The sequence below is a fragment of the Bacillus sp. Root131 genome, from assembly GCF_001429475.1.
GTDB classification, from domain to species: domain Bacteria; phylum Bacillota; class Bacilli; order Bacillales; family Bacillaceae_G; genus Bacillus_A; species Bacillus_A thuringiensis_S.
In genome coordinates, this window is record NZ_LMJQ01000001.1 from 2,067,916 (window position 1) to 2,087,142 (window position 19,227).

Sequence of the window (19,227 nt, forward strand, 5' to 3'; positions counted from 1 at the left end):
CGACAAACAAGCCACCTTCCAGGCAGAAGGTGGCTTGTTTCGGTATTAATTTATTTTAACTATTCATGTCTGAATGGCCCTTTTGGAGCAATTAGCTCTAAATTAGTACCATCTGGATCGGGGAAGTAGGCAACTCCTGTACCAAATCCAGATTTCTAGCCGTCTTCTTGAAAGATAATTGGTTCGTCATATGGTGCTATCCTATGCCCATCAAGCTAACAAAATGGATTGCCTCTGAAACAAAAAATGATTTTTATTACTATAAAAAACGTAAAGTATCTGTTTTTAGAAAAAAATAATTTTTATAAATTGATGGAGATATAACTCAATTCTTTTATATATTTAGTTAAATATGATTGTCAGAATGAACTTAAAGTAATTATGATTTCTAGAAATACGAACTGATGTTTTGAATTGGTTTAAAGTTGCTGGAACAAAATAAAACCAATTGAGCAAAAAAACTTGCAAAAATAAAAAGAGAGATGTATATTAATTGATGTATCAATAATTGATACATCAATTAATATTTTGACAAGAAAGAAAAGGAACATTTTATGAAGGAAATGTTCGTAAATATCAGTGGAGAAGAACGCAAAATACTTATTCATGTTCTATTACAGATACAAAAAAATGTAGAGAATATTAAAGAATAGAGAGTGTAGGGGGCAGAATAGTGTGGAAATAATCGCAGCTATTTTAGTCGGGATCGTAGCATTAGAACATTTGTTTATCATGATCCTTGAAATGTTTTTTATTGATTCAAAAGTAGCGAAACGTGCTTTCAAATTACCGAAGCATTTAGAAGGAGATCGAAACGTAGCCATTATGTTTGCAAACCAAGGTTTATATAATGGATTTTTAGCGGCTGGTCTCATTTGGGGACTTGTACTTGGGCTCAATCCAATTGGTTATATGGTCCAATTATTTTTCGTGATTTGTGTGGTGATAGCAGCTATTTTCGGAGGTTTCACATCTAATAAATCAATTATTGTGAAACAAGGACTTCCAGCTGTTTTAGCACTAGTTGCTCTTTTATGTATGATATAGAATCAAAGTTTCTCAATAAAAGAACTCATTTTTGAAAAAATACGCTATTCTTTCTTTAGAATTATAGGAAAGGATAGCGTTTTTGTATGTCTATTTCTATATGTAGTGAATTACAACTATTCCTTCAAGGGATTCAACTGCTTTTCAGCTTTTGGATATATTTTCATCCATCTTTGTTTCCTCCTATTGTTGGATAGTGTAATAATTGATAAAAATTTTGATGAAATTGGATTATAATGATTGATCAAAAAAGCTAGTGATTAAAAATATTATTCTTTAGTACATACATTTTTAAGATGTTAAATATATTTCATAATAGTCGCTGTAAGATAAGGGTAACTAGAATAGTACTTTTTATAACTTTGAATATCATTCATAATAGCACCAGTAAGAAGAAAACAAGCTTTACGGTACTAGTCACCAAAGATGTTACAGTAGTTTATTTAGAATCAGATTGATTGAAAGGTTGTACTATATGGCCTAATAATTTCGAAAAAATGTCGGTGTGGCATAAAACAATTATGGAGGTTAAAGATATGAGTACTTCAAATTTGAATGAAATAAGTAAACGAATTTTAATAGAGGAGGAAACACTTCAATTTTCCTCTTTTACAAATGAAGATGCACTGCAACTAGGTTTATTTATCGTTGAAACAGCGAAGAAAGAGGGGAAATTGATTGCTGTTGATATAACGAAAAACGGTGTGCAATTGTTTCATTTCAAAATGACAGGGACAAATGAGGAAAATACGAAATGGATTGAGCGTAAAAAACGAGTCGTTTCTCTGCATGATCATAGCTCGTATTATATGCAGATACAAAGTGAAATAACTGGAATCTCATATAATGAAAAATATCTTTTAGATACTTCGGAATATGCTGCGTTTGGTGGCTGCTTTCCTATCAGAATAAAAGACGTAGGGGTTATTGGAATGATAACAGTTTCGGGATTACCACCAGAAGAAGATCACGAATTGGTTATAAGAGCAGTTAAGAATCATCTGAAGCAATAATAAAAAGGCCAAAACGAACAAGAATATGTTCATTTTGGCCTTTTTATTATTCATTTCATGTAATGAACATAGATCTAATCTTTTTCTAATAAATACATGAGTACTAAAAGATATTAGGGAATGAAGAATCTTTAATCCGAGACACTTTTCTTGACGATGATAATTTATGTAGTTAATATGATAGATATAAAATAACTTAATTACTTTTAATAATTAAATTATTTTATATAAGTTATAGTAATTAAGTAGTATGTGGTAAAAATGCTTTGAATTGCCACTATTAATATTGGGGACAATGAGAAAGCGACAAATATAAAAAATTTGAAGTTAAGAAGCAAGAGTGAATCAACAATGATAGTAGCTTCTGTACAATGCATTTTTACTATAGTGACAATGACTATACATCACGAGGGGGACTGAACTTGGAATCAATGACCTTTGTTTTATTTGGAGCGACAGGGGACTTAGCAAAACGCAAAATTTACCCCGCGCTATATAACTTATATAGAGATCAAAAGCTTCCAAAGCAAATATCTGTTATCGGGCTTGGAAGACGTGAAGTGTCTCATATAGATTTTCAAAAAAGAATAAAAGAATCAATAGAGACGTTTTCTCGTCAGAGGGAAGAAGGTACTCCGGAACTCGAAGGTTTTTTAGATAATTTTCGCTATTGTCCATTAGATGTGAGTAAACCGGAAGACTATGAGAGGTTATTACAAGTCGTTCGTGAAAGGGAAGAGGAACTACATATAAAAGGTAATAGAATGTTCTATCTTTCAGTTGCTCCTGAATTTTTCGAGACCATTGCTTTAAATATTAAGGAAAGCGGACTTGATAAAACAGATGGATGGAAACGCCTGATGATTGAGAAACCGTTTGGGCACGACCTTACATCTGCTCGTGAGCTTAATGATAAGCTTAGTCGCACGTTTGAAGAAGACGAGATATACCGTATTGATCACTATTTAGGTAAACCGATGATTCAAAACCTTGAAGCACTAGAATTTGCAAATCCTGTTCTCCAATCGATTTGGAACAAAGAACATATAGCAAATGTACAAATTACAGCTAGTGAAACAGTTGGGGTTGAAGAAAGAGCCGGATATTATGATCATGCAGGAGCCATTCGAGATATGGTTCAAAATCATATGTTACAAATATTAATGATGACTGCTATGAATCTGCCGGAAAAGGTTAATGCGTGTGAAATTCGAGAGGAAAAACGAAAAGTAATGGAGACGCTTCGTAAAGTGAAAAAAGAAGACGTTCAAAGCCATATCATTCGCGGTCAATACTCTTCAGGAGAGATAAAAGGCGGGCAAGTTGTAGCGTATAAAGAGGAGCCAGGAGTAAATCCTTCTTCTAACATAGACACATTTGTTGCTGCTCGTTTGTGGATCGATAATCCATTTTGGACTGGCGTTCCCTTCTATATACGAACAGGAAAACGAATGAAAGAAAAGTCTACTCGTATTGTAATTGAATTTAAAAATACGTTAAAACAGCAATATCAAGATAATAATCCAAATGCAGCACCTAACTTATTAATAATTGAAATTAGCCCAGGTGAGAATGTTTCATTACAGTTAAATAGTAAAAATCCATTGAAAAATGGAGAGATTGAACCGATGCGTATTAACTTTACTTGCGAGCAAGTGGATGTGGGAGTACCTGAAGCGTATGAAAGACTCATTCATGATGCGGTGAGTGGAGACGCTACATTCTTTGCACATTGGAGAGAAGTTGAATTGTCATGGGAATGGGTACAACCAATTCTTGAAGCGTTCGAGGAAAACTTATTACCGCTTCATGAATATGAGTCTGGTTCATATGGTCCAGAAGCGTCTAATGAACTGTTGCAAGAAAGTGGATTTAAATGGTGGTTAGATCAAGAGACGGAAAAATAAGTACTTTCTTTCATGAAAGCATTTAGGGGGACGATTACTATGGCACAAAACATAAATCAATTAGCAGTGAATACACTTCGTACGTTATCGATTGATGCTATTAATGCGGCAAACTCAGGTCATCCAGGTCTTCCGATGGGAGCAGCACCAATGGCTTATGCATTATGGGCGAATCATTTAAATTACAATCCTAATCACCCAGAATGGTTTAACCGTGATCGTTTCGTTTTATCGGCAGGACATGGATCTAGTCTGTTATATAGCCTACTTCATTTAGCTGGATATGACGTTTCAATTGATGACTTGAAAAACTTCAGAAAGTTAAATAGTAAAACACCAGGACATCCTGAGTTTGGTCATACTCCTGGAGTTGAAGCGACTACAGGCCCGTTAGGACAAGGGATTGCTAATGCTGTCGGAATGGCAATGGCAGAAGCTCATTTAGCAGCGAAGTTTAATAAGGATGGTCACTCTATTATAGATCACAATACGTATGCTTTAGTCGGAGATGGTGACTTAATGGAGGGTGTCGCTTATGAAGCGATGTCAATGGCAGGACATATGAAACTTGGCAAGTTAATTGTACTGTATGATTCAAATGAAATTTCACTTGATGGTGAATTAGGCATTGCTTTCTCTGAAGATATTCAGAAAAGGGCAGAATCTGTACATTGGCAATATGTAAGAGTTGAAGATGGAACCGATGTCGATGCTATTACAAAAGCCATTACATTAGCGAAAGAAAATACGGATCAACCTACTCTTATAGAAATTAGAACCATTATAGGTTATGGAAGTCCAAAAGTTGCTGGAACGAATAAAGCACATGGTAATCCGCTTGGAGTAGAAGAAGCGACAGCGACAAAACAAGTGTATGGTTGGCACTATGAGGAAGACTTCTTTGTGCCTGAAGAAGTAACAGCTCATTTTAATGAACTGAAACAAAAAGGTATTGAAAAAGAGAACGAATGGAATGAGCAATTTAACGTATACAGAGAGTCAAACCCTGCACTAGCAGATGAATTAGAAAAAGCGATTACAGGTGAGGTTTTAATTGAAGCGAAAGACATTCTATCTTTTGATACTGAAAAAACAATTTCCACTCGTGTTGCAAGTGGGGAAGCTATTAATCATTATGTGAAATCGATTCCTTCTATTTTCGGTGGAAGTGCGGATCTTTCTCATTCTACGATGACAGATATAAAAGGTGAAGCAGTATATGCAGTAGAATCATATGCTGGACGAAATATATACTTCGGTGTACGTGAACATGCAATGGGCGCGGCAGCGAATGGACTGGCTCTCCATGGAGGAGTAAAACCTTTCGTAAGTACATTCTTTGTATTTAATGATTACCTTCGTCCATCGATTCGACTGGCTGCACTGCAAAAGTTACCTGTTACTTACGTATTTACACATGATTCGATTGCTGTAGGAGAAGATGGTCCAACGCATGAACCAATTGAACAATTGGCAGCGCTTCGAGCAATTCCTGGTCTAACAGTTATCCGTCCGTCAGATGCAAATGAAACAGCAAGTGCTTGGGCGTATGCTTTACAGCAAACGGATGGTCCAGTCGTTTTAGTACTGAGCCGTCAAAATTTACCGGTGTTTAATGAAACGAAAGCGAACATAGAGAATCTCTCTAAAGGAGCTTACGTATTAACACAAACAAATGAAAATCCGGATGTAATTTTAATTGCGACAGGTTCTGAAGTATCCTTAGCTGCTAGTGCGAAAGCAAAATTAGAAGAAGAACAAGTTTCTGTTCGCATCGTTGCAATGCCGAGCTGGGAGTTATTCGATCGCCAATCGAACGAATATAAAGAATCCGTTCTTCCGTCTTCTGTAACGAAACGAGTATCTCTTGAGATGGGTGTATCTCTAGGTTGGGAACGTTATGTAGGACAAGAAGGAAAAGTACTATCAATTGAAACATTTGGAGCTTCAGGAACTGGAGCTGAAGTCATGAATCTATTTGGATTTACGACAGAAAATGTTGTTCAAATTACAAAAAATGTGTTGAATTATTAAGCTATGACTGTGAATACCTTTCTGTACATACTAACATTTCAGTGCTGAAAGGTATTCCAGATTGTAGTGATATGGATTTTTAATAAAAGATGATTTGAGGAGGAATTATATTATGCAAGTAGGATTAATTGGGTTAGGTAAAATGGGATTAAATTTAGGGAAAAATTTAATGGATCATAAACATGAAGTAGTAGCATTTGATTTAAATACGAGCGCAGTAGAAGAAATGAAAGAGTACGGGGCAACGGGTACATCTAGTTTAAGTGAACTTGTTCAGTCATTACAATCACCAAGAATTCTTTGGGTAATGGTACCACACGCTGTTGTTGATTCTGTTATTGATGAGGTTACACCACTTTTATCAAAAGGAGATATTTTAATTGATGCTGGTAATTCACATTATAAAGAGTCTATCCGCCGATATGAGCAATTAAAGAAAGATGGCATTCACTTTATGGATGCAGGAACTTCTGGCGGAATGGAAGGCGCTCGTAATGGTGCTTGTTACATGATCGGAGGAGATCAAGAAGCTTGGGACATCGTTGAACCTATCTTCCGCGATACTGCTGTAGAAAATGGATTCTTATATGCTGGAAAAGCTGGTAGTGGTCACTTCTTAAAAATGGTTCATAACGGAATTGAATACGGTATGATGGCTGCTATTGGTGAAGGATTTGAGATTCTAGAGAAAAGTGAATTTGACTACGATTATGAAAAAGTATCAAGAGTATGGAACAACGGTTCAGTCATTCGTTCTTGGTTAATGGAATTAACAGAAAATGCATTTTCTAAAGATGCAAAATTGGATGAGATTAAGGGTGTTATGCATTCTTCTGGTGAAGGAAAATGGACAGTAGAAACAGCATTAGACCTTCAAACAGCAACTCCTGTTATCGCAATGTCTCTATTAATGCGCTACCGCTCATTAGACAATGATACATTTACAGGAAAAGTTGTAGCAGCTCTGCGCAATGAATTTGGCGGACATGCAGTAGAAAAGAAATAAAGTGAAACTTTAATAAGTAGGGGCTTCATTCCACACCAATCGGGCTTTTACGGGATAAGCATATTAAACATGTAACTCATCAACGTTTAAAAACTGGAGGGAATTAATCATGAAATTTTTTATTGATACTGCAAATCTTGAGGATATAAAAAAAGCATATAAACTTGGAGTTTTAGCTGGTGTTACAACGAATCCTTCTTTAGTAGCAAAAGAGGGCATTAAATTTGAAGACCGTATTGCAGAAATTTGTCAGGCAGTTCCTAAAGTTGAATCTGTTTCGGCAGAAGTAACGCCAGATGCTGTTACAGCTGAAGAGATGATCGCCCAAGCAGAAGAACTGATTAAAATTAACGGTGGCGATGAAAAAGTTACAATTAAACTTCCGATGACGTTAGCTGGATTAGAAGCTTGTCGCTACCTTACTGAAAAAGGTGTGAAAACGAATGTTACACTTATTTTCACGGTGAACCAAGCACTTTTAGCTGCTCGAGCAGGTGCAACGTACGTTTCTCCATTTTTAGGACGCTTAGATGATATTTCTGAAGATGGCGTATTATTAGTTGCTAAAATTGCTGAATTATTCGATGTTCATCAACTAGATACACAAATTATTGCGGCTTCTGTTAGACATCCAGATCATGTAACTCGTGTAGCGATGGCAGGTGCTCACATTGCAACAATTCCTTATAAAGTAATTGAACAACTTGCTATGCACCCATTAACAGACCAAGGTATTGAGAAATTTGCTGCTGATTGGGCGAAAGCGCCTAAATTATAATGAAGTGAAATGTTCACTAATTGCTTTTTTACGAGAGGGTCAATCTCTATGTGACTTCATCCTATAAACTTAATCTTGATTTTGACATCTTATTACGTGAAAACAGCAATATCATATAGAAACGATTCATTTTCAAATTAGTACAATAGATATGAAAAGGCCCCCTTATGAGAGTAAAGTTAGTTAGCACGTAATTCTCATAAGGGAGAGTCTTTTTTCGTATAAACCATGGTGCTCCCAAGTATGTATGCATAATTAGTAAAGAATTGAGAGTGTTCTTTTTTAATGGGATATTCTGAAAGGGGTTACATAGTGAGATCGAAATATATGATCGGTGTAGATATTGGGACAACTAGTACAAAATCGGTTTTGTTTTCAATTGATGGATCTGTTATTGCAAGTCATGGAATTGAATATCCTTTATATTCTCCTACGCCTGAAATAGCAGAACAAGATCCAGAAGAAATCTTTCAAGCGGTGATACATACGATTAAAGAAGTTGTGCAATCAAGTAATATACAAGCGGTTGATATTCTCTGTGTTTCTTTCAGTTCGGCAATGCATAGCGTTATCGCTGTAGACGAAGATGGAAATCCGTTAACGAAATGTATCACGTGGGCAGATAATAGAAGTGCAAGCTGGGCGGAGAAAATAAAGAATGATATGAATGGTCATGAAATTTATTTACGTACTGGGACACCTATTCATCCGATGTCACCACTTTCGAAATTAGTTTGGTTACAGAATGAGCGGGTAGAATTGTTCGCAAGAAGTTATAAATTCATTTCTATTAAAGAATATGTTTTCTACAAGTTATATAAAGAATATGTAATTGATTATTCTATAGCATCAGCGACAGGGATGTTTAATTTGAAATCTTTAAAATGGGATGAAGAGGCTTTACATGTTGCGGGAATTACAGATGACAAGCTTTCTAAACTTGTTCCAACAACGCACAGTTTAACAGGATTAGATGAAGAGCTTGCCAAAGAGATGAATGTACTTGTTTCTACGCCTTTTGTAGTAGGAGCGAGTGATGGAGTACTATCTAATTTAGGTGTAAATGCAATAGACCCTGGCGTTGTGGCTGTTACAATTGGTACAAGCGGTGCGATACGTGCTGTAACAAATCGTCCTGTAACAGATCCAAAAGGTAGAATTTTTTGTTATGCGTTAACTGAAGACCATTGGGTAATCGGTGGTCCAGTTAATAACGGTGGTATGATTTTCAGATGGGCTCGTGACCAATTGGGCACTTCAGAGATTGAACTTGCGAAGCGTTTAGGAAAAGATCCATATGAAGTACTTACTGAAATAGCAGCAAATGTGAATCCTGGATCTGACGGTTTATTGTTTCATCCGTATTTAGCAGGGGAAAGAGCTCCTTTATGGAATGCAAATGCACGGGGATCTTTCTTTGGACTCGGATTGCATCATAAGAAAGAACATCTTATCCGTGCTGTTTTAGAAGGAGTAATTTATAATTTATATACCGTTCTTCTCGCTTTAAAAGAGCTAATTGGCGAACCAAAAAAAATTCAAGCGACAGGCGGTTTTGCAAGATCGGAACTTTGGAGACAGATGATGGCAGATATTTTCCATCAAGACGTATATGTTCCTGAAAGTTTCGAAAGCTCTTGCTTAGGTGCTGCAATCCTCGGTTTATATAGTTTAGGTGAAATAGATACATTATGCGTAGTTTCTGAAATGGTAGGGGCAGATTTTCATCATGGGCCAAACATGGAAAGTGTGGAAAAATATAAAGATTTAACACCAATCTATATTCGTCTGTCTCGTCAATTGGAAGAAGAATATGAAAGTATAGCAGCGTACCAAAAAAAGTGGGTTTAAAAGCTATTTATCAAGAAAATATGGTAACGTATAAAGAGGTACTCCGATTTTTTAGGATACTCTTTCAACATAAAATATTTTAAGAAGTATGATGAACGAAAAATATAGGGAGAGAGGGTTATAAAAATGAAGGATAACAAAGAGTTTATTGGATATGTTGGAACTTACACAAAAGAAAATAGTGAAGGAATATATAAGATTACTTTAGACACAGAAGCAAAAAAAATTAGTAATGTAACACTTGCCGCTAAGCTGGATAACCCTACATATGTAACGATTAACCGAAATAATGAGTATCTCTATTCCGTTGTTAAGGAAGGAGAATCTGGTGGTGTAGCTGCCTATTCAATTGATAGTAAAACTGGAGAGTTAAAGGCAGAAAACAGACAAGTAGTAGAAGGGGCTTCTCCTTGTCATGTGAGCGTTGATAGTGGGAATCATACGGTAGTTACAGCAAATTACCATAAAGGAACGATTGAGTCTTTTGAAATAAATGAAGAAAATGGAACTGTAAATCCTGCTTCATCTATTATGGCGCATGAAGGTTCAGGTCCAAATAAAGAAAGACAAGAAAAACCACATGCACATTACGCGGGATATACTCCTGATGAAAAATATGTGATAGGTGTTGATTTAGGAATTGATAAGTTAATTACGTATGAAATAAAAGATAGTACATTAACAGAAGTGAATAGTTTATCTGTAAATCCAGGGAGTGGTCCAAGACACATTACTTTTCATCCAAATGGAAAATACGCTTATGTAATGACGGAGCTTAGTTCAGAGGTTATTGCGCTAACATATAACTCGGAAGAAGGATCCTTTACAGAAGTACAGTATATTTCTACTCTTCCAGAACACTTTGATGAAAATAGTCAAGGAAGTGCTATCCATATTTCTTCTGACGGCCGTTTTGTATATGCAGGTAATCGTGGTCATAATAGTATCGCTATTTATAGCGTAGATCAAAATTCAGGTCAGCTTACATTTGTTGAACATACATCTACAGAAGGAAATTGGCCGAGGGACTTTGTATTAGATCCCACTGAAAAGTTTCTTGTTGCTACAAATGAAAAGTCACATAATCTTGTGCTATTTTCAAGAGATGAATCTAGAGGAAAGTTAACACTTTTACAATCTGATGTTGCTGTGCCAGAGCCTGTTTGTGTGAAGTTTTTAAATGTTTAAGTTGTGTTCGATATAATTTCATATACTCAGAAAACAATAAAAAGCAAAGCGATATCGCTTTGCTTTTTATTGTTTCTTTTTCGGTCTACGTACTAATTCGCCGCCGCAGTTTGGACAAACGTTGTGTCTTTCTTCTGTACATGGTGCGCAAAATGTACATTCATATACACAAATGTATGCTTCAGAATCTTGTTCGAGCGATTGATCGCAAATTTGACAGTTTGTTTTCATTTGTAGTGCCATAATAAGTCTCCTTTTAGTTAGAAAATTTATAATTTAATTATAATTCATTAAATAAAAATAGTCCTTTTCAATTGAAAGGAAATCGAATGATAAAGTTATGAATTGAAACGAAAGATGCCGGTTTATTTTAAAATTGATTATTTATTACAGTTGGAATATTATGAAATAGTCAAAAGACAACAGGGGGTATAGATTTTGACTAATCATAATGATCATTTAAAAGCAAACTGCGAAAAATGCTTCGGTCTATGTTGCGTTGCATTACCGTTCGCAGCATCGGTAGATTTTGCAGTGAATAAAGATGGTGGTAAACCATGTTCCAACTTACAATCAGATTTTAAATGTAGTATACATAAAAATCTTAGAGGAAAAGGTTATAAAGGTTGTACAGTATTTGAATGTTTCGGCGCTGGGCAGAAGATTTCTCAAGTTACATTTAACGGGGTTGATTGGCGGAAAGATGCTAAGCATGCGAGAAAAATGTATGATGCTTTTCCAGTTATGCATCAACTTCATGAAATGCTTTGGTATTTGAATGAAGCGATTCTTTTAAAGGCAACACAGCCAATTCATAAAGAGCTGAAGACCGCAATTGAGGAGACAGAGCGACTTTCGAATTTAAATCCAGATGAGTTAATGAAAATAAATGTTCCAGTGCATAGGGCAGAGGTAAACATTCTTCTTTTAGAAACGAGCGAATTAGTATGGAAGGAAATGAATACTGCGCGTAAGAAACGAATCATACACCGCGGTGCAGACCTTATGGGAGCAAATCTGAAAAAGAAAGATTTACAAGGTGCAAATTTAAGAGGAGCATATTTAATTGCGGCAAACTTAAATGGAGCAGACTTACGAGGGGCAGATCTCATCGGAGCAGATTTACGAGATGCAGATATTCGCGGGACTGATTTTACAAATAGTATTTTCCTGACGCAAGTTCAAGTTAATGCGGCTAGAGGGGACAAACATACGAAATTACCGAAATTATTGTCTCGTCCATCGCATTGGAGTGCGTAAAGAGTGAGGAGTATTTAGTGTGGATATATTTCAGTATTTAGAAGAGGTGCAAGAGGATGCCTTTTCGTTAGCAGTAGAGCAAATAGAAGCGAAGTATTATGATATTTGTTGCATGTTGGCGTCTACAGAATATGCAGAACGAATTAAAGCAATTGATTTAGAGTCATATAAGGAAAGTATTAGAGTAGGTTTGGATGCAGCTGTAGAAATGGCTACTAATGAAGAAGCAAAGGCGATTTATTTTGAGTATGATCTTGATAACGAGTGGAATAGTCAGTTTTATCCCGCATTAACGGGCAGTAAGACCCCCACCTCAAAATTCAGCGAAAGCAAAGAAGTTACGTGGGAAGTCAACTGCCCGTAAAAGCCCGATTGGTTCAACTAATAATCAGTGGGGATGAAGAACGCCCCCACTGATTAAAGTTTCACTTTATATTTGTGAGGAATATGTTTCAATGGAAGAAGAGGACGATAATTGGGCTTCAGAATGGACATATAATATTGAGGGGCCGGGGTCTGTAGAATTAGCGGATATGTATACTGAAAATGGCTTTGACACAAGTGAAAAAGCAATCGGTATAACTTTATATTTAATTGCTAAAACGCTGTGTAGTTTTATAAGTGTACGTAGTGAAGTGCAAAGTAATATACCGATTTGTATTGGTTTTCACGACCAAGATCCAATTATACGAACAGGCAGAGACTAAGAATCTCTGCCTGCTTTTTATTTCTTTTCAAAAGTAGTAATTAAAACGCTACATATAATGAGAATACCACCAATGAAAAAGTTACTATTTAATGTTTCATTTAAGAGCAACCAACCAAGTAACGATCCAACGATAGGTTGGAAGAAGAAAAATAAGGAACCGATGCTTGCATCCAGTAATTCTAATCCTTTATTCCAAAGGAAAAAGGCACCTGCTGTTGAGACGATTCCTAAGTATAATACGCCTAATATTACGTACGTATTTACTGTTCCGATAGAGGCCGCTTGTAGCTCCCATATCATAAAAGGTGTAATAAAAAAGAGTGAAAAGAAAATTGCGTACGTTGTAATAACTAAGGATGAAAATTGGATTGAAGCGATTTTTACATAAATAGATAGTAAAGCCCACGTAATAGCGGCTCCAACTAAAATGATTGTTCCGATAAAATAGGAGCCGATTTCAATATCCCATCCGATTACGATAATGACACCGATTGTCGCTATTATAGTAGATAAAAGTCTACGAGCAGTTAGTTTTTCTTTCAAAATGAGCGCTGCAAATATAACCATAAATGCAGGTGTAGCTGATGTAACTAACGAGCCTGTATGAGCGTCGGATAATTTTGTTCCGATAAATTGGCATGTGATTGAAATGAAATAGCCGATAAATCCAATCCAAGCGAATAATAGCCAATCTTTTTTGCGAATGGTTGCTTTTTTCTTTTGCTTTTTCTCAGCTATTTTCAAAATGAAATACAAAACAACAAAAGCGATAATAAAGCGTAACCAAACGAGTGTCAGTGGTGGGATAAAATCGAGTATGTATTTGCTAACAACATACATACCACCCCATATACTTGCTGTTAGTGATAAATATATAGCTCCTAAAATTGTTTGTTTCATGTAAAGTACCTCCGTCTATTTTTAGGGTAATATGAGTTCCCTAAGACGAGGCGTAGTGTATGTGCTAAATGAATGCCCGTCTTAGTTTATAGACGGCCTACAGGTTGATCGTTTTCGAATGAAGTGTTGTAGTACATGAGTGCATTCCTCCTTCATATTTTATAATGATATTATAACTTAATTTTCAGTTTATTGTACTGGGTTATTTTTTTAGAAATAGAACGGTATGTTCTAAAATAAGAAAATTTGAAAAGAACAGGTGATTTCATAAATATATTTGGCTAGCACGTAATTAATGAAATTTAATAATTTAATTATATAAGTAGAAACATATTCTATAAGTTTAAGAAAATATATGAAGTTGTGTATAAATTGTGAATAATAAACCGTCACGTTTGACTGTACAGTTTATGTGTTGTATGATGTAAGTAATATAAACAAGGGGGGAAGATCGTTGGGAAGGTGTATCGAATCGGACAGTTGGCTCTCATGGCTCACGTGTCGAAACGAACGATTGATTATTATACGAATCTAGGTATCTTAAAAGCGGAGCGATCTCAATCTAATTATCGCTATTACGACGAAACAGCATTTGAGACATTACAATTTATTGAGAAGTGCAAAGAAATGCATATGCCGCTTTGTGAGATTAAAGAGAAAATCGAGGAGAAGAAGAAGCTGCTCGGTATCAATGAACACGTTTCGAAACAAGTGAATGAAGTGACAGACCATATTCACCGATTAGAAGTGGAGCTTACTGAGTTAAAACCGCTTTTAGATGAATTGACTGATTCACAACGTGAAAAAATATCGAAATCTTTATCAGGTCAAACGACAGCTTTAATACAGACACTTGCTCTATTATTATAGAATAAGTGAAATCCGACCTCTTTAATTTTTGTATCGGGCTATGTTTTCTAACAAACAAATAAGAAAACATTATAGTATACAGGAGGTGGACACCTTAGTTTTTTAACTAAGGGGATTCATTGGAAATATTTAATTTAGTCATGGTTGCGATTTTAATCGCATTTACTGGATTTTTCGTAGCAGCAGAGTTTGCGATTGTAAAGATACGTTCAAGCCGTATCGATCAGCTTGTTGCGGAAGGAAAACGCGGTGCTTTAGCAGCGAAAAAGGTAACAACAAATTTAGATGAATATTTATCTGCTTGTCAATTAGGTATTACAGTTACAGCTATGGGATTAGGTTGGTTAGGTGAACCGACAATCGAAAAGTTATTACACCCGTTATTTGAGAAATGGAACTTAAATCCTTCTATTTCATCAGTATTAACATTTGGTCTTGCTTTTATGATTATGACGTATTTACACGTTGTAGTAGGGGAATTAGCTCCGAAAACGATGGCAATTCAAAAGGCTGAAAGGGTAACGTTATTATTGGCAGGTCCATTAATGATGTTCTATAAAGTAATGTATCCATTTATTTGGGTATTGAACGGTTCAGCTCGTGTGATAACTGGTTTATTCGGTTTAAAGCCAGCTTCAGAACATGAAGTAGCTCATACAGAAGAAGAATTACGTCTTATCCTTTCAGATAGCTATGAAAGCGGCGAAATTAATCAAGCTGAATACAAGTATGTAAATAACATTTTTGAATTTGATAATCGTATTGCGAAAGAGATTATGGTACCGCGAACAGAAATCATTGGTTTCTACCTGGAAGATTCAGTAGAAGAACACATGAAAGTAATCCAAAATGAGCGATACACACGTTATCCGATTTTTGGGGAAGATAAAGATGATATTATCGGTATGGTCAACGTAAAAGATTTCTTTATTCGATATATGACCGAGGATCAAAAAGATTTATCATTTATTCGCTCGTATATGCGTCCGATTATTGAAGTGATGGAAACGACTCCAATTCACGATTTATTACTTCAAATGCAGAAAAAGCGAATTCCGATGGCTGTTTTATATGATGAGTACGGAGGAACAGCCGGAATTGTAACGCTTGAAGATATCTTGGAGGAAATCGTCGGCGAAATTCGTGACGAATATGATGAAGATGAAGCACCACCAATTCAACATGTGAACGAGCAACATATCATTGTTGATGGAAAAGTGCTTATCTCAGAAGTGAAAGATTTATTTGGATTACACATCGAAGAAGATGATGTGGATACAATCGGTGGATGGATTATGATGCAAAATCATGAAATCGAAGAAGGACAACACGTTGAGGCGGAAGGTTATGAATTTAAAGTGTTAGAAAAAGACGCTTACCAAATTAAACGTGTTGAAATTCGTAAGATGGAACAAGAACAAGAAGAAGAGAAAGCAGCAACTGTGTAAGTTGCTGCTTTTCTTCTAAAGTACAAAAAATGAGAACTTAGGAGCGGATATTTTGATTCAAGAAGCCTTACGTGTATATCGATTACAATTGTATGTGATCTTTAGTGGTTTACTACTTATGTGGACGATTACTCCGTTTGGAAAACAAGTGACAGGGTTTGGTATTGGATTAGCAGTAAGCGCCTATTGTCTTTGGTTATTAGCTCGCAGGGTGGAGAAACTCGGAAAAAGTATCGTAATGAAGGAAAAGGCTCCTGGGTTAGGAGTTCTAAACCGATTTGCAGCTGCCATTTTAGGAGCAATCATCATGTATGAAATTGAGCATGAAATGGAAATGTGGGCATTTGGTACAGGCATTTTAGGTGGTCACTTTTTAATGATTGCAAATTTAGCTTATGCGAATATGCAGTTAGTGAAAGAGGAAGAGGAAGAGAAGCAAAGGGAACATGCTTCGAAAAACATAGAGCTATGATGAAAGGGGCTTAATGGGGTTCCTTTTTTGTGTTTAAGTGAGCTAATGAAAGGAATCAATTTTACGACAAATATAATACGCTTCTTTTTTTCGTTTTTCAATAGTATGAAAAATAATGTAAAAAAATTTAAAAACCCATCGATTTCTAAAGGTTATGTATGTTATTATGACAAAAGACTTTTTGAAAGAGGTGGATACCAATGTTACAAGCGTTACTTATTTTTGTGCTTCAAATTATTTATGTTCCAATTTTAACAATCCGTACGATTTTGCTTGTAAAGAATCAAACAAGATCCGCTGCTGGTGTTGGATTGTTAGAAGGAGCTATTTACATTGTCAGTTTAGGTATTGTGTTTCAAGATTTATCAAATTGGATGAACATCGTTGCCTATGTCATTGGCTTTAGTACAGGACTTTTATTAGGCGGTTATATAGAGAATAAATTAGCAATTGGTTATATTACGTATCAAGTTAGTTTACTAGACCGTTGTAATGAATTAGTAGATGAACTACGTCACTCTGGATTTGGTGTTACGGTATTTGAAGGCGAAGGAATTAATTCTATACGTTATCGCTTAGATATCGTTGCAAAGCGCTCTAGAGAGAAAGAACTGTTAGAAATCATTAATAAAATTGCACCGAAAGCGTTTATGTCTTCTTATGAAATCCGTTCATTTAAAGGCGGATATTTAACGAAGGCGATGAAGAAGAGAGCGTTAATGAAGAAGAAAGATGAACATGCATCGTAAAGAAAAGGGGGTAGTGCAGCTTTAAAAGCATGGCATAATCCCAAAATAAAAAGAGAGGAATCAAGTTTGAAAAAGATTCCTCTCTTTTTTATGTATTATTTTTTTCTACTCTTTCTTAAATTAACAAGTAACCATACAACTTGAATAATTATTGGTAATATAAATGCAATTAATAAAACGATAAAGGCTATTAATTTCAGCTCAGGTGTTTGAGTAACACCGGTCCCATCAACCTCTCTTAGCAAAATGATAGCTGTCAATATCCCGAAAGCTATAATCCAAAATATGTTACCAATCCACCAATAAATCCATCTTCTTTTCATGCTAGCACCCCTTATATTTACCCACTGTTAAAAGTGAATTTTCGTTCGTTACATTTATAATGAAATGCCTATAAAATTAATTTTTTTTAACTGTATACCTAACTTGTTTAAAGGTTACCATTTCTCCATCTTTATCATCATCTTTTGTTTGCAAAAGTTGAACTTTTGGCTTGTAGTCCGTCCTATGAGCGTGTTCGATATCTTTAATGTTAAGCTTGTAGGATTCACCATTATTAATTTTTTGTTCCAATACTTTTTTATTAGCAACATAAATAAAGGTCACTTTATTTTCATCAATGCCCTCGGTCTTAATTTCTAATTCATTATCTTTTGTTGTAATGGTTGGTGTTAATAATTCCATACTGCCGTTTCCAGTTTCTAAAGAATTTCCTGCAATAGCTGAACATCCGGATAATATGATTCCGGTGAATAGAAGAACAGCTAATTTCTGTTTCATAACATCCCTCAATTCCATGTGAATTTTGATTTTGGTATTGCTAGATTACTAGTGTGGAGCGTAAATGTTTAGTTAGTACCCTTTTAATTGCACCATAATATGTAAATTAAAACAGGATGTATATCCAATTTAAGGGAGATTAAAAAATTTACTGATTGTTGTAAATTCGTGTGTTTTAGCTTCTATTTCAATCGAAATGTAGACGAGAGAAAGAAATTTTTTTATAGAAATTATAATTTTTACATTTTACAATAATGATAGGGAATAGATGAATTCATTTACTTCGGAGGTAGTTATTTGAACATTAATGAGAAGGCAATTGAAATGTTTGAACAAAATAAATATGAGGAAGCAATGGAACTGTTTCAACAAGCAGTACATGAATCTAGAGACGTACAATCTCTCAATAATCTGGCTTGGATGTACTTTTATGAGGAAGAGAATGATGATAAAGCTCTTGAATTAATAAGAGAAGTTGTTAAGTTGAATCCTTCTTCATACTTTCCTTATAACATCTTAGGGGAAATTTACACGAAACAAGAAAAATGGGAAGAAGCGAAAGAAGTATTGCAAAAATCTATTTCGATGCAACCATCGGATGAAGCATTTCACAATGTAGCTGTAGCGCATTATAACCTTGGAGAGTTAGAAAAAGCTTCGGAATTTTTTTTGCGAGTTGCAGGGGATTCGGACTATATAATGTATAGCTATGTAAAATGCTTAATAGATTTAGGGCGAACGACAGAAGCGAAAGAGAAGTTAGATGCTTTTAACAGGAAATCTGATAATTTTTTAGGAGAAATTCATGTAGCAGATTTATATGTTGAGTTGAATTGCTATAACGAAGCAATTGAATGGTTCGAAAAGGGATACAAAGAAGTTTGGAAAAGTCCTAACTGGATTGGTAGGTTTGTATATGCTCTATATAAAGCTAATAATTTCTCCCGTATAAATGAAGTTATACAGGAATCTATCGAAGCGAAAACATCAGAAATAGAAGATGTTCAGAATGAAGAAGTAGAAGAAAACTGGACAGAAAAAGATAAGAAAGAGTTAATTGAGGAATATACAGAAGAGAATAATTGTTATAAAACAATGATAGAACGTATCAAATCTGGATATGTTCCAGGGTTAGAATTTGAAACTTATCATTTAGGGGGGTGCTATTTATTTGGTTGTAAAAGACATAATCATCTTGAATATGAAAAATAAAAA

Annotated in this window: 18 protein-coding genes and 3 pseudogenes; 16 read left to right on the forward strand and 5 right to left on the reverse strand. The window is 35.3% G+C overall.

Going from position 1 to position 19,227, the window contains the following annotated elements; all coding sequences use genetic code 11:
• Positions 1 to 59: 59 nt before the first annotated feature.
• A pseudogene (locus ASE54_RS33930) lies at positions 60 to 185 on the reverse strand (VOC family protein); the annotation flags it as partial.
• Between the two features lie 490 nt (positions 186 to 675).
• Here ASE54_RS33930 and ASE54_RS10380 point away from each other — a divergent pair.
• The 8 genes from ASE54_RS10380 to ASE54_RS10415 all read left to right on the forward strand — a co-directional run bounded on the left by ASE54_RS10380 (position 676) and on the right by ASE54_RS10415 (position 10,824).
• Positions 676 to 1,047 carry a DUF1304 domain-containing protein gene (locus ASE54_RS10380; protein ID WP_000402472.1) on the forward strand — a complete coding sequence of 124 codons (372 nt, stop codon included), beginning with the start codon at positions 676 to 678 and terminating at the stop codon, positions 1,045 to 1,047.
• Between the two features lie 497 nt (positions 1,048 to 1,544).
• Entirely contained in the window at positions 1,545 to 2,060 is a 516-nt protein-coding gene (locus ASE54_RS10385; protein ID WP_074789785.1) for a heme-degrading domain-containing protein, read from the forward strand.
• Positions 2,061 to 2,482: 422 nt separating this feature from the next.
• A complete protein-coding gene (gene zwf, locus ASE54_RS10390; RefSeq protein ID WP_000445329.1) occupies positions 2,483 to 3,967 on the forward strand; it encodes a glucose-6-phosphate dehydrogenase in 1,485 nt (494 codons plus the stop codon).
• Between the two features lie 39 nt (positions 3,968 to 4,006).
• Entirely contained in the window at positions 4,007 to 6,001 is a 1,995-nt protein-coding gene (gene tkt / locus ASE54_RS10395) for a transketolase (protein ID WP_000068271.1), read from the forward strand.
• A 112-nt stretch (positions 6,002 to 6,113) separates the two neighbouring features.
• Positions 6,114 to 7,007: a phosphogluconate dehydrogenase (NAD(+)-dependent, decarboxylating) gene (gene gnd, locus ASE54_RS10400; protein WP_001195923.1), complete on the forward strand. Its 894-nt coding sequence runs from the start codon at positions 6,114 to 6,116 to the stop codon at positions 7,005 to 7,007.
• 109 nt (positions 7,008 to 7,116) lie between these two features.
• Positions 7,117 to 7,785, forward strand: a complete 669-nt coding sequence (fsa, locus tag ASE54_RS10405) for a fructose-6-phosphate aldolase (protein WP_000667676.1) — start codon at positions 7,117 to 7,119, stop codon at positions 7,783 to 7,785.
• Positions 7,786 to 8,112: 327 nt separating this feature from the next.
• A complete protein-coding gene (gene gntK, locus ASE54_RS10410; protein WP_003309728.1) occupies positions 8,113 to 9,636 on the forward strand; it encodes a gluconokinase in 1,524 nt (507 codons plus the stop codon).
• Between the two features lie 126 nt (positions 9,637 to 9,762).
• Positions 9,763 to 10,824 carry a lactonase family protein gene (locus ASE54_RS10415; protein WP_000654321.1) on the forward strand — a complete coding sequence of 354 codons (1,062 nt, stop codon included), beginning with the start codon at positions 9,763 to 9,765 and terminating at the stop codon, positions 10,822 to 10,824.
• 66 nt (positions 10,825 to 10,890) lie between these two features.
• On the opposite strand, the gene ASE54_RS10420 is transcribed toward ASE54_RS10415, so the two are convergent.
• Positions 10,891 to 11,067 carry a DUF1272 domain-containing protein gene (locus ASE54_RS10420; protein ID WP_001207874.1) on the reverse strand — a complete coding sequence of 59 codons (177 nt, stop codon included), beginning with the start codon at positions 11,065 to 11,067 and terminating at the stop codon, positions 10,891 to 10,893.
• 195 nt (positions 11,068 to 11,262) lie between these two features.
• On the opposite strand from ASE54_RS10420, the gene ASE54_RS10425 reads away from it, so the two are divergent.
• The 3 genes and pseudogenes from ASE54_RS10425 to ASE54_RS10435 all read left to right on the forward strand — a co-directional run.
• On the forward strand, positions 11,263 to 12,084 hold the full coding sequence (locus tag ASE54_RS10425; RefSeq protein ID WP_000181441.1) for a pentapeptide repeat-containing protein: 822 nt from the start codon (positions 11,263 to 11,265) through the stop codon (positions 12,082 to 12,084).
• A gap of 19 nt (positions 12,085 to 12,103) precedes the next feature.
• Positions 12,104 to 12,367: pseudogene (locus tag ASE54_RS10430) on the forward strand (hypothetical protein); the annotation flags it as partial.
• Between the two features lie 148 nt (positions 12,368 to 12,515).
• Positions 12,516 to 12,791 (forward strand): annotated as a pseudogene (locus ASE54_RS10435) (hypothetical protein); the annotation flags it as partial.
• 17 nt (positions 12,792 to 12,808) lie between these two features.
• Here the strand turns inward: ASE54_RS10435 and ASE54_RS10440 are convergent.
• Positions 12,809 to 13,693: a DMT family transporter gene (locus ASE54_RS10440; RefSeq protein WP_000814767.1), complete on the reverse strand. Its 885-nt coding sequence runs from the start codon at positions 13,691 to 13,693 to the stop codon at positions 12,809 to 12,811.
• Positions 13,694 to 14,155: 462 nt separating this feature from the next.
• On the opposite strand from ASE54_RS10440, the gene ASE54_RS10445 reads away from it, so the two are divergent.
• The 4 genes from ASE54_RS10445 to ASE54_RS10460 all read left to right on the forward strand — a co-directional run bounded on the left by ASE54_RS10445 (position 14,156) and on the right by ASE54_RS10460 (position 17,232).
• Positions 14,156 to 14,563, forward strand: a complete 408-nt coding sequence (locus tag ASE54_RS10445) for a MerR family transcriptional regulator (protein WP_000285639.1) — start codon at positions 14,156 to 14,158, stop codon at positions 14,561 to 14,563.
• A 119-nt stretch (positions 14,564 to 14,682) separates the two neighbouring features.
• The gene (locus tag ASE54_RS10450; protein ID WP_000402254.1) at positions 14,683 to 16,011 is read left to right on the forward strand and encodes a hemolysin family protein; all 1,329 of its coding nucleotides are present in this window, start codon (positions 14,683 to 14,685) and stop codon (positions 16,009 to 16,011) included.
• Positions 16,012 to 16,063: 52 nt separating this feature from the next.
• Positions 16,064 to 16,483 (forward strand): ATP synthase subunit I, encoded by a 420-nt coding sequence (locus tag ASE54_RS10455; protein ID WP_000613871.1) that lies wholly within the window; start codon positions 16,064 to 16,066, stop codon positions 16,481 to 16,483.
• 200 nt (positions 16,484 to 16,683) lie between these two features.
• Positions 16,684 to 17,232, forward strand: a complete 549-nt coding sequence (locus tag ASE54_RS10460; protein ID WP_000938443.1) for a DUF2179 domain-containing protein — start codon at positions 16,684 to 16,686, stop codon at positions 17,230 to 17,232.
• Positions 17,233 to 17,327: 95 nt separating this feature from the next.
• Here ASE54_RS10460 and ASE54_RS10465 read toward each other — a convergent pair whose 3' ends face one another.
• Together ASE54_RS10465 and ASE54_RS10470 are read right to left on the reverse strand one after the other, a co-directional pair.
• Positions 17,328 to 17,555, reverse strand: coding sequence for a DUF3923 family protein (locus ASE54_RS10465; protein ID WP_000830329.1), 228 nt, complete (start codon positions 17,553 to 17,555; stop codon positions 17,328 to 17,330).
• Positions 17,556 to 17,631: 76 nt separating this feature from the next.
• Entirely contained in the window at positions 17,632 to 18,012 is a 381-nt protein-coding gene (locus ASE54_RS10470; protein ID WP_000810640.1) for a hypothetical protein, read from the reverse strand.
• A gap of 297 nt (positions 18,013 to 18,309) precedes the next feature.
• Here ASE54_RS10470 and ASE54_RS10475 point away from each other — a divergent pair, with 297 nt between their 5' ends.
• Positions 18,310 to 19,224 (forward strand): tetratricopeptide repeat protein, encoded by a 915-nt coding sequence (locus ASE54_RS10475; RefSeq protein WP_001024467.1) that lies wholly within the window; start codon positions 18,310 to 18,312, stop codon positions 19,222 to 19,224.
• Positions 19,225 to 19,227 lie beyond the last annotated feature (3 nt).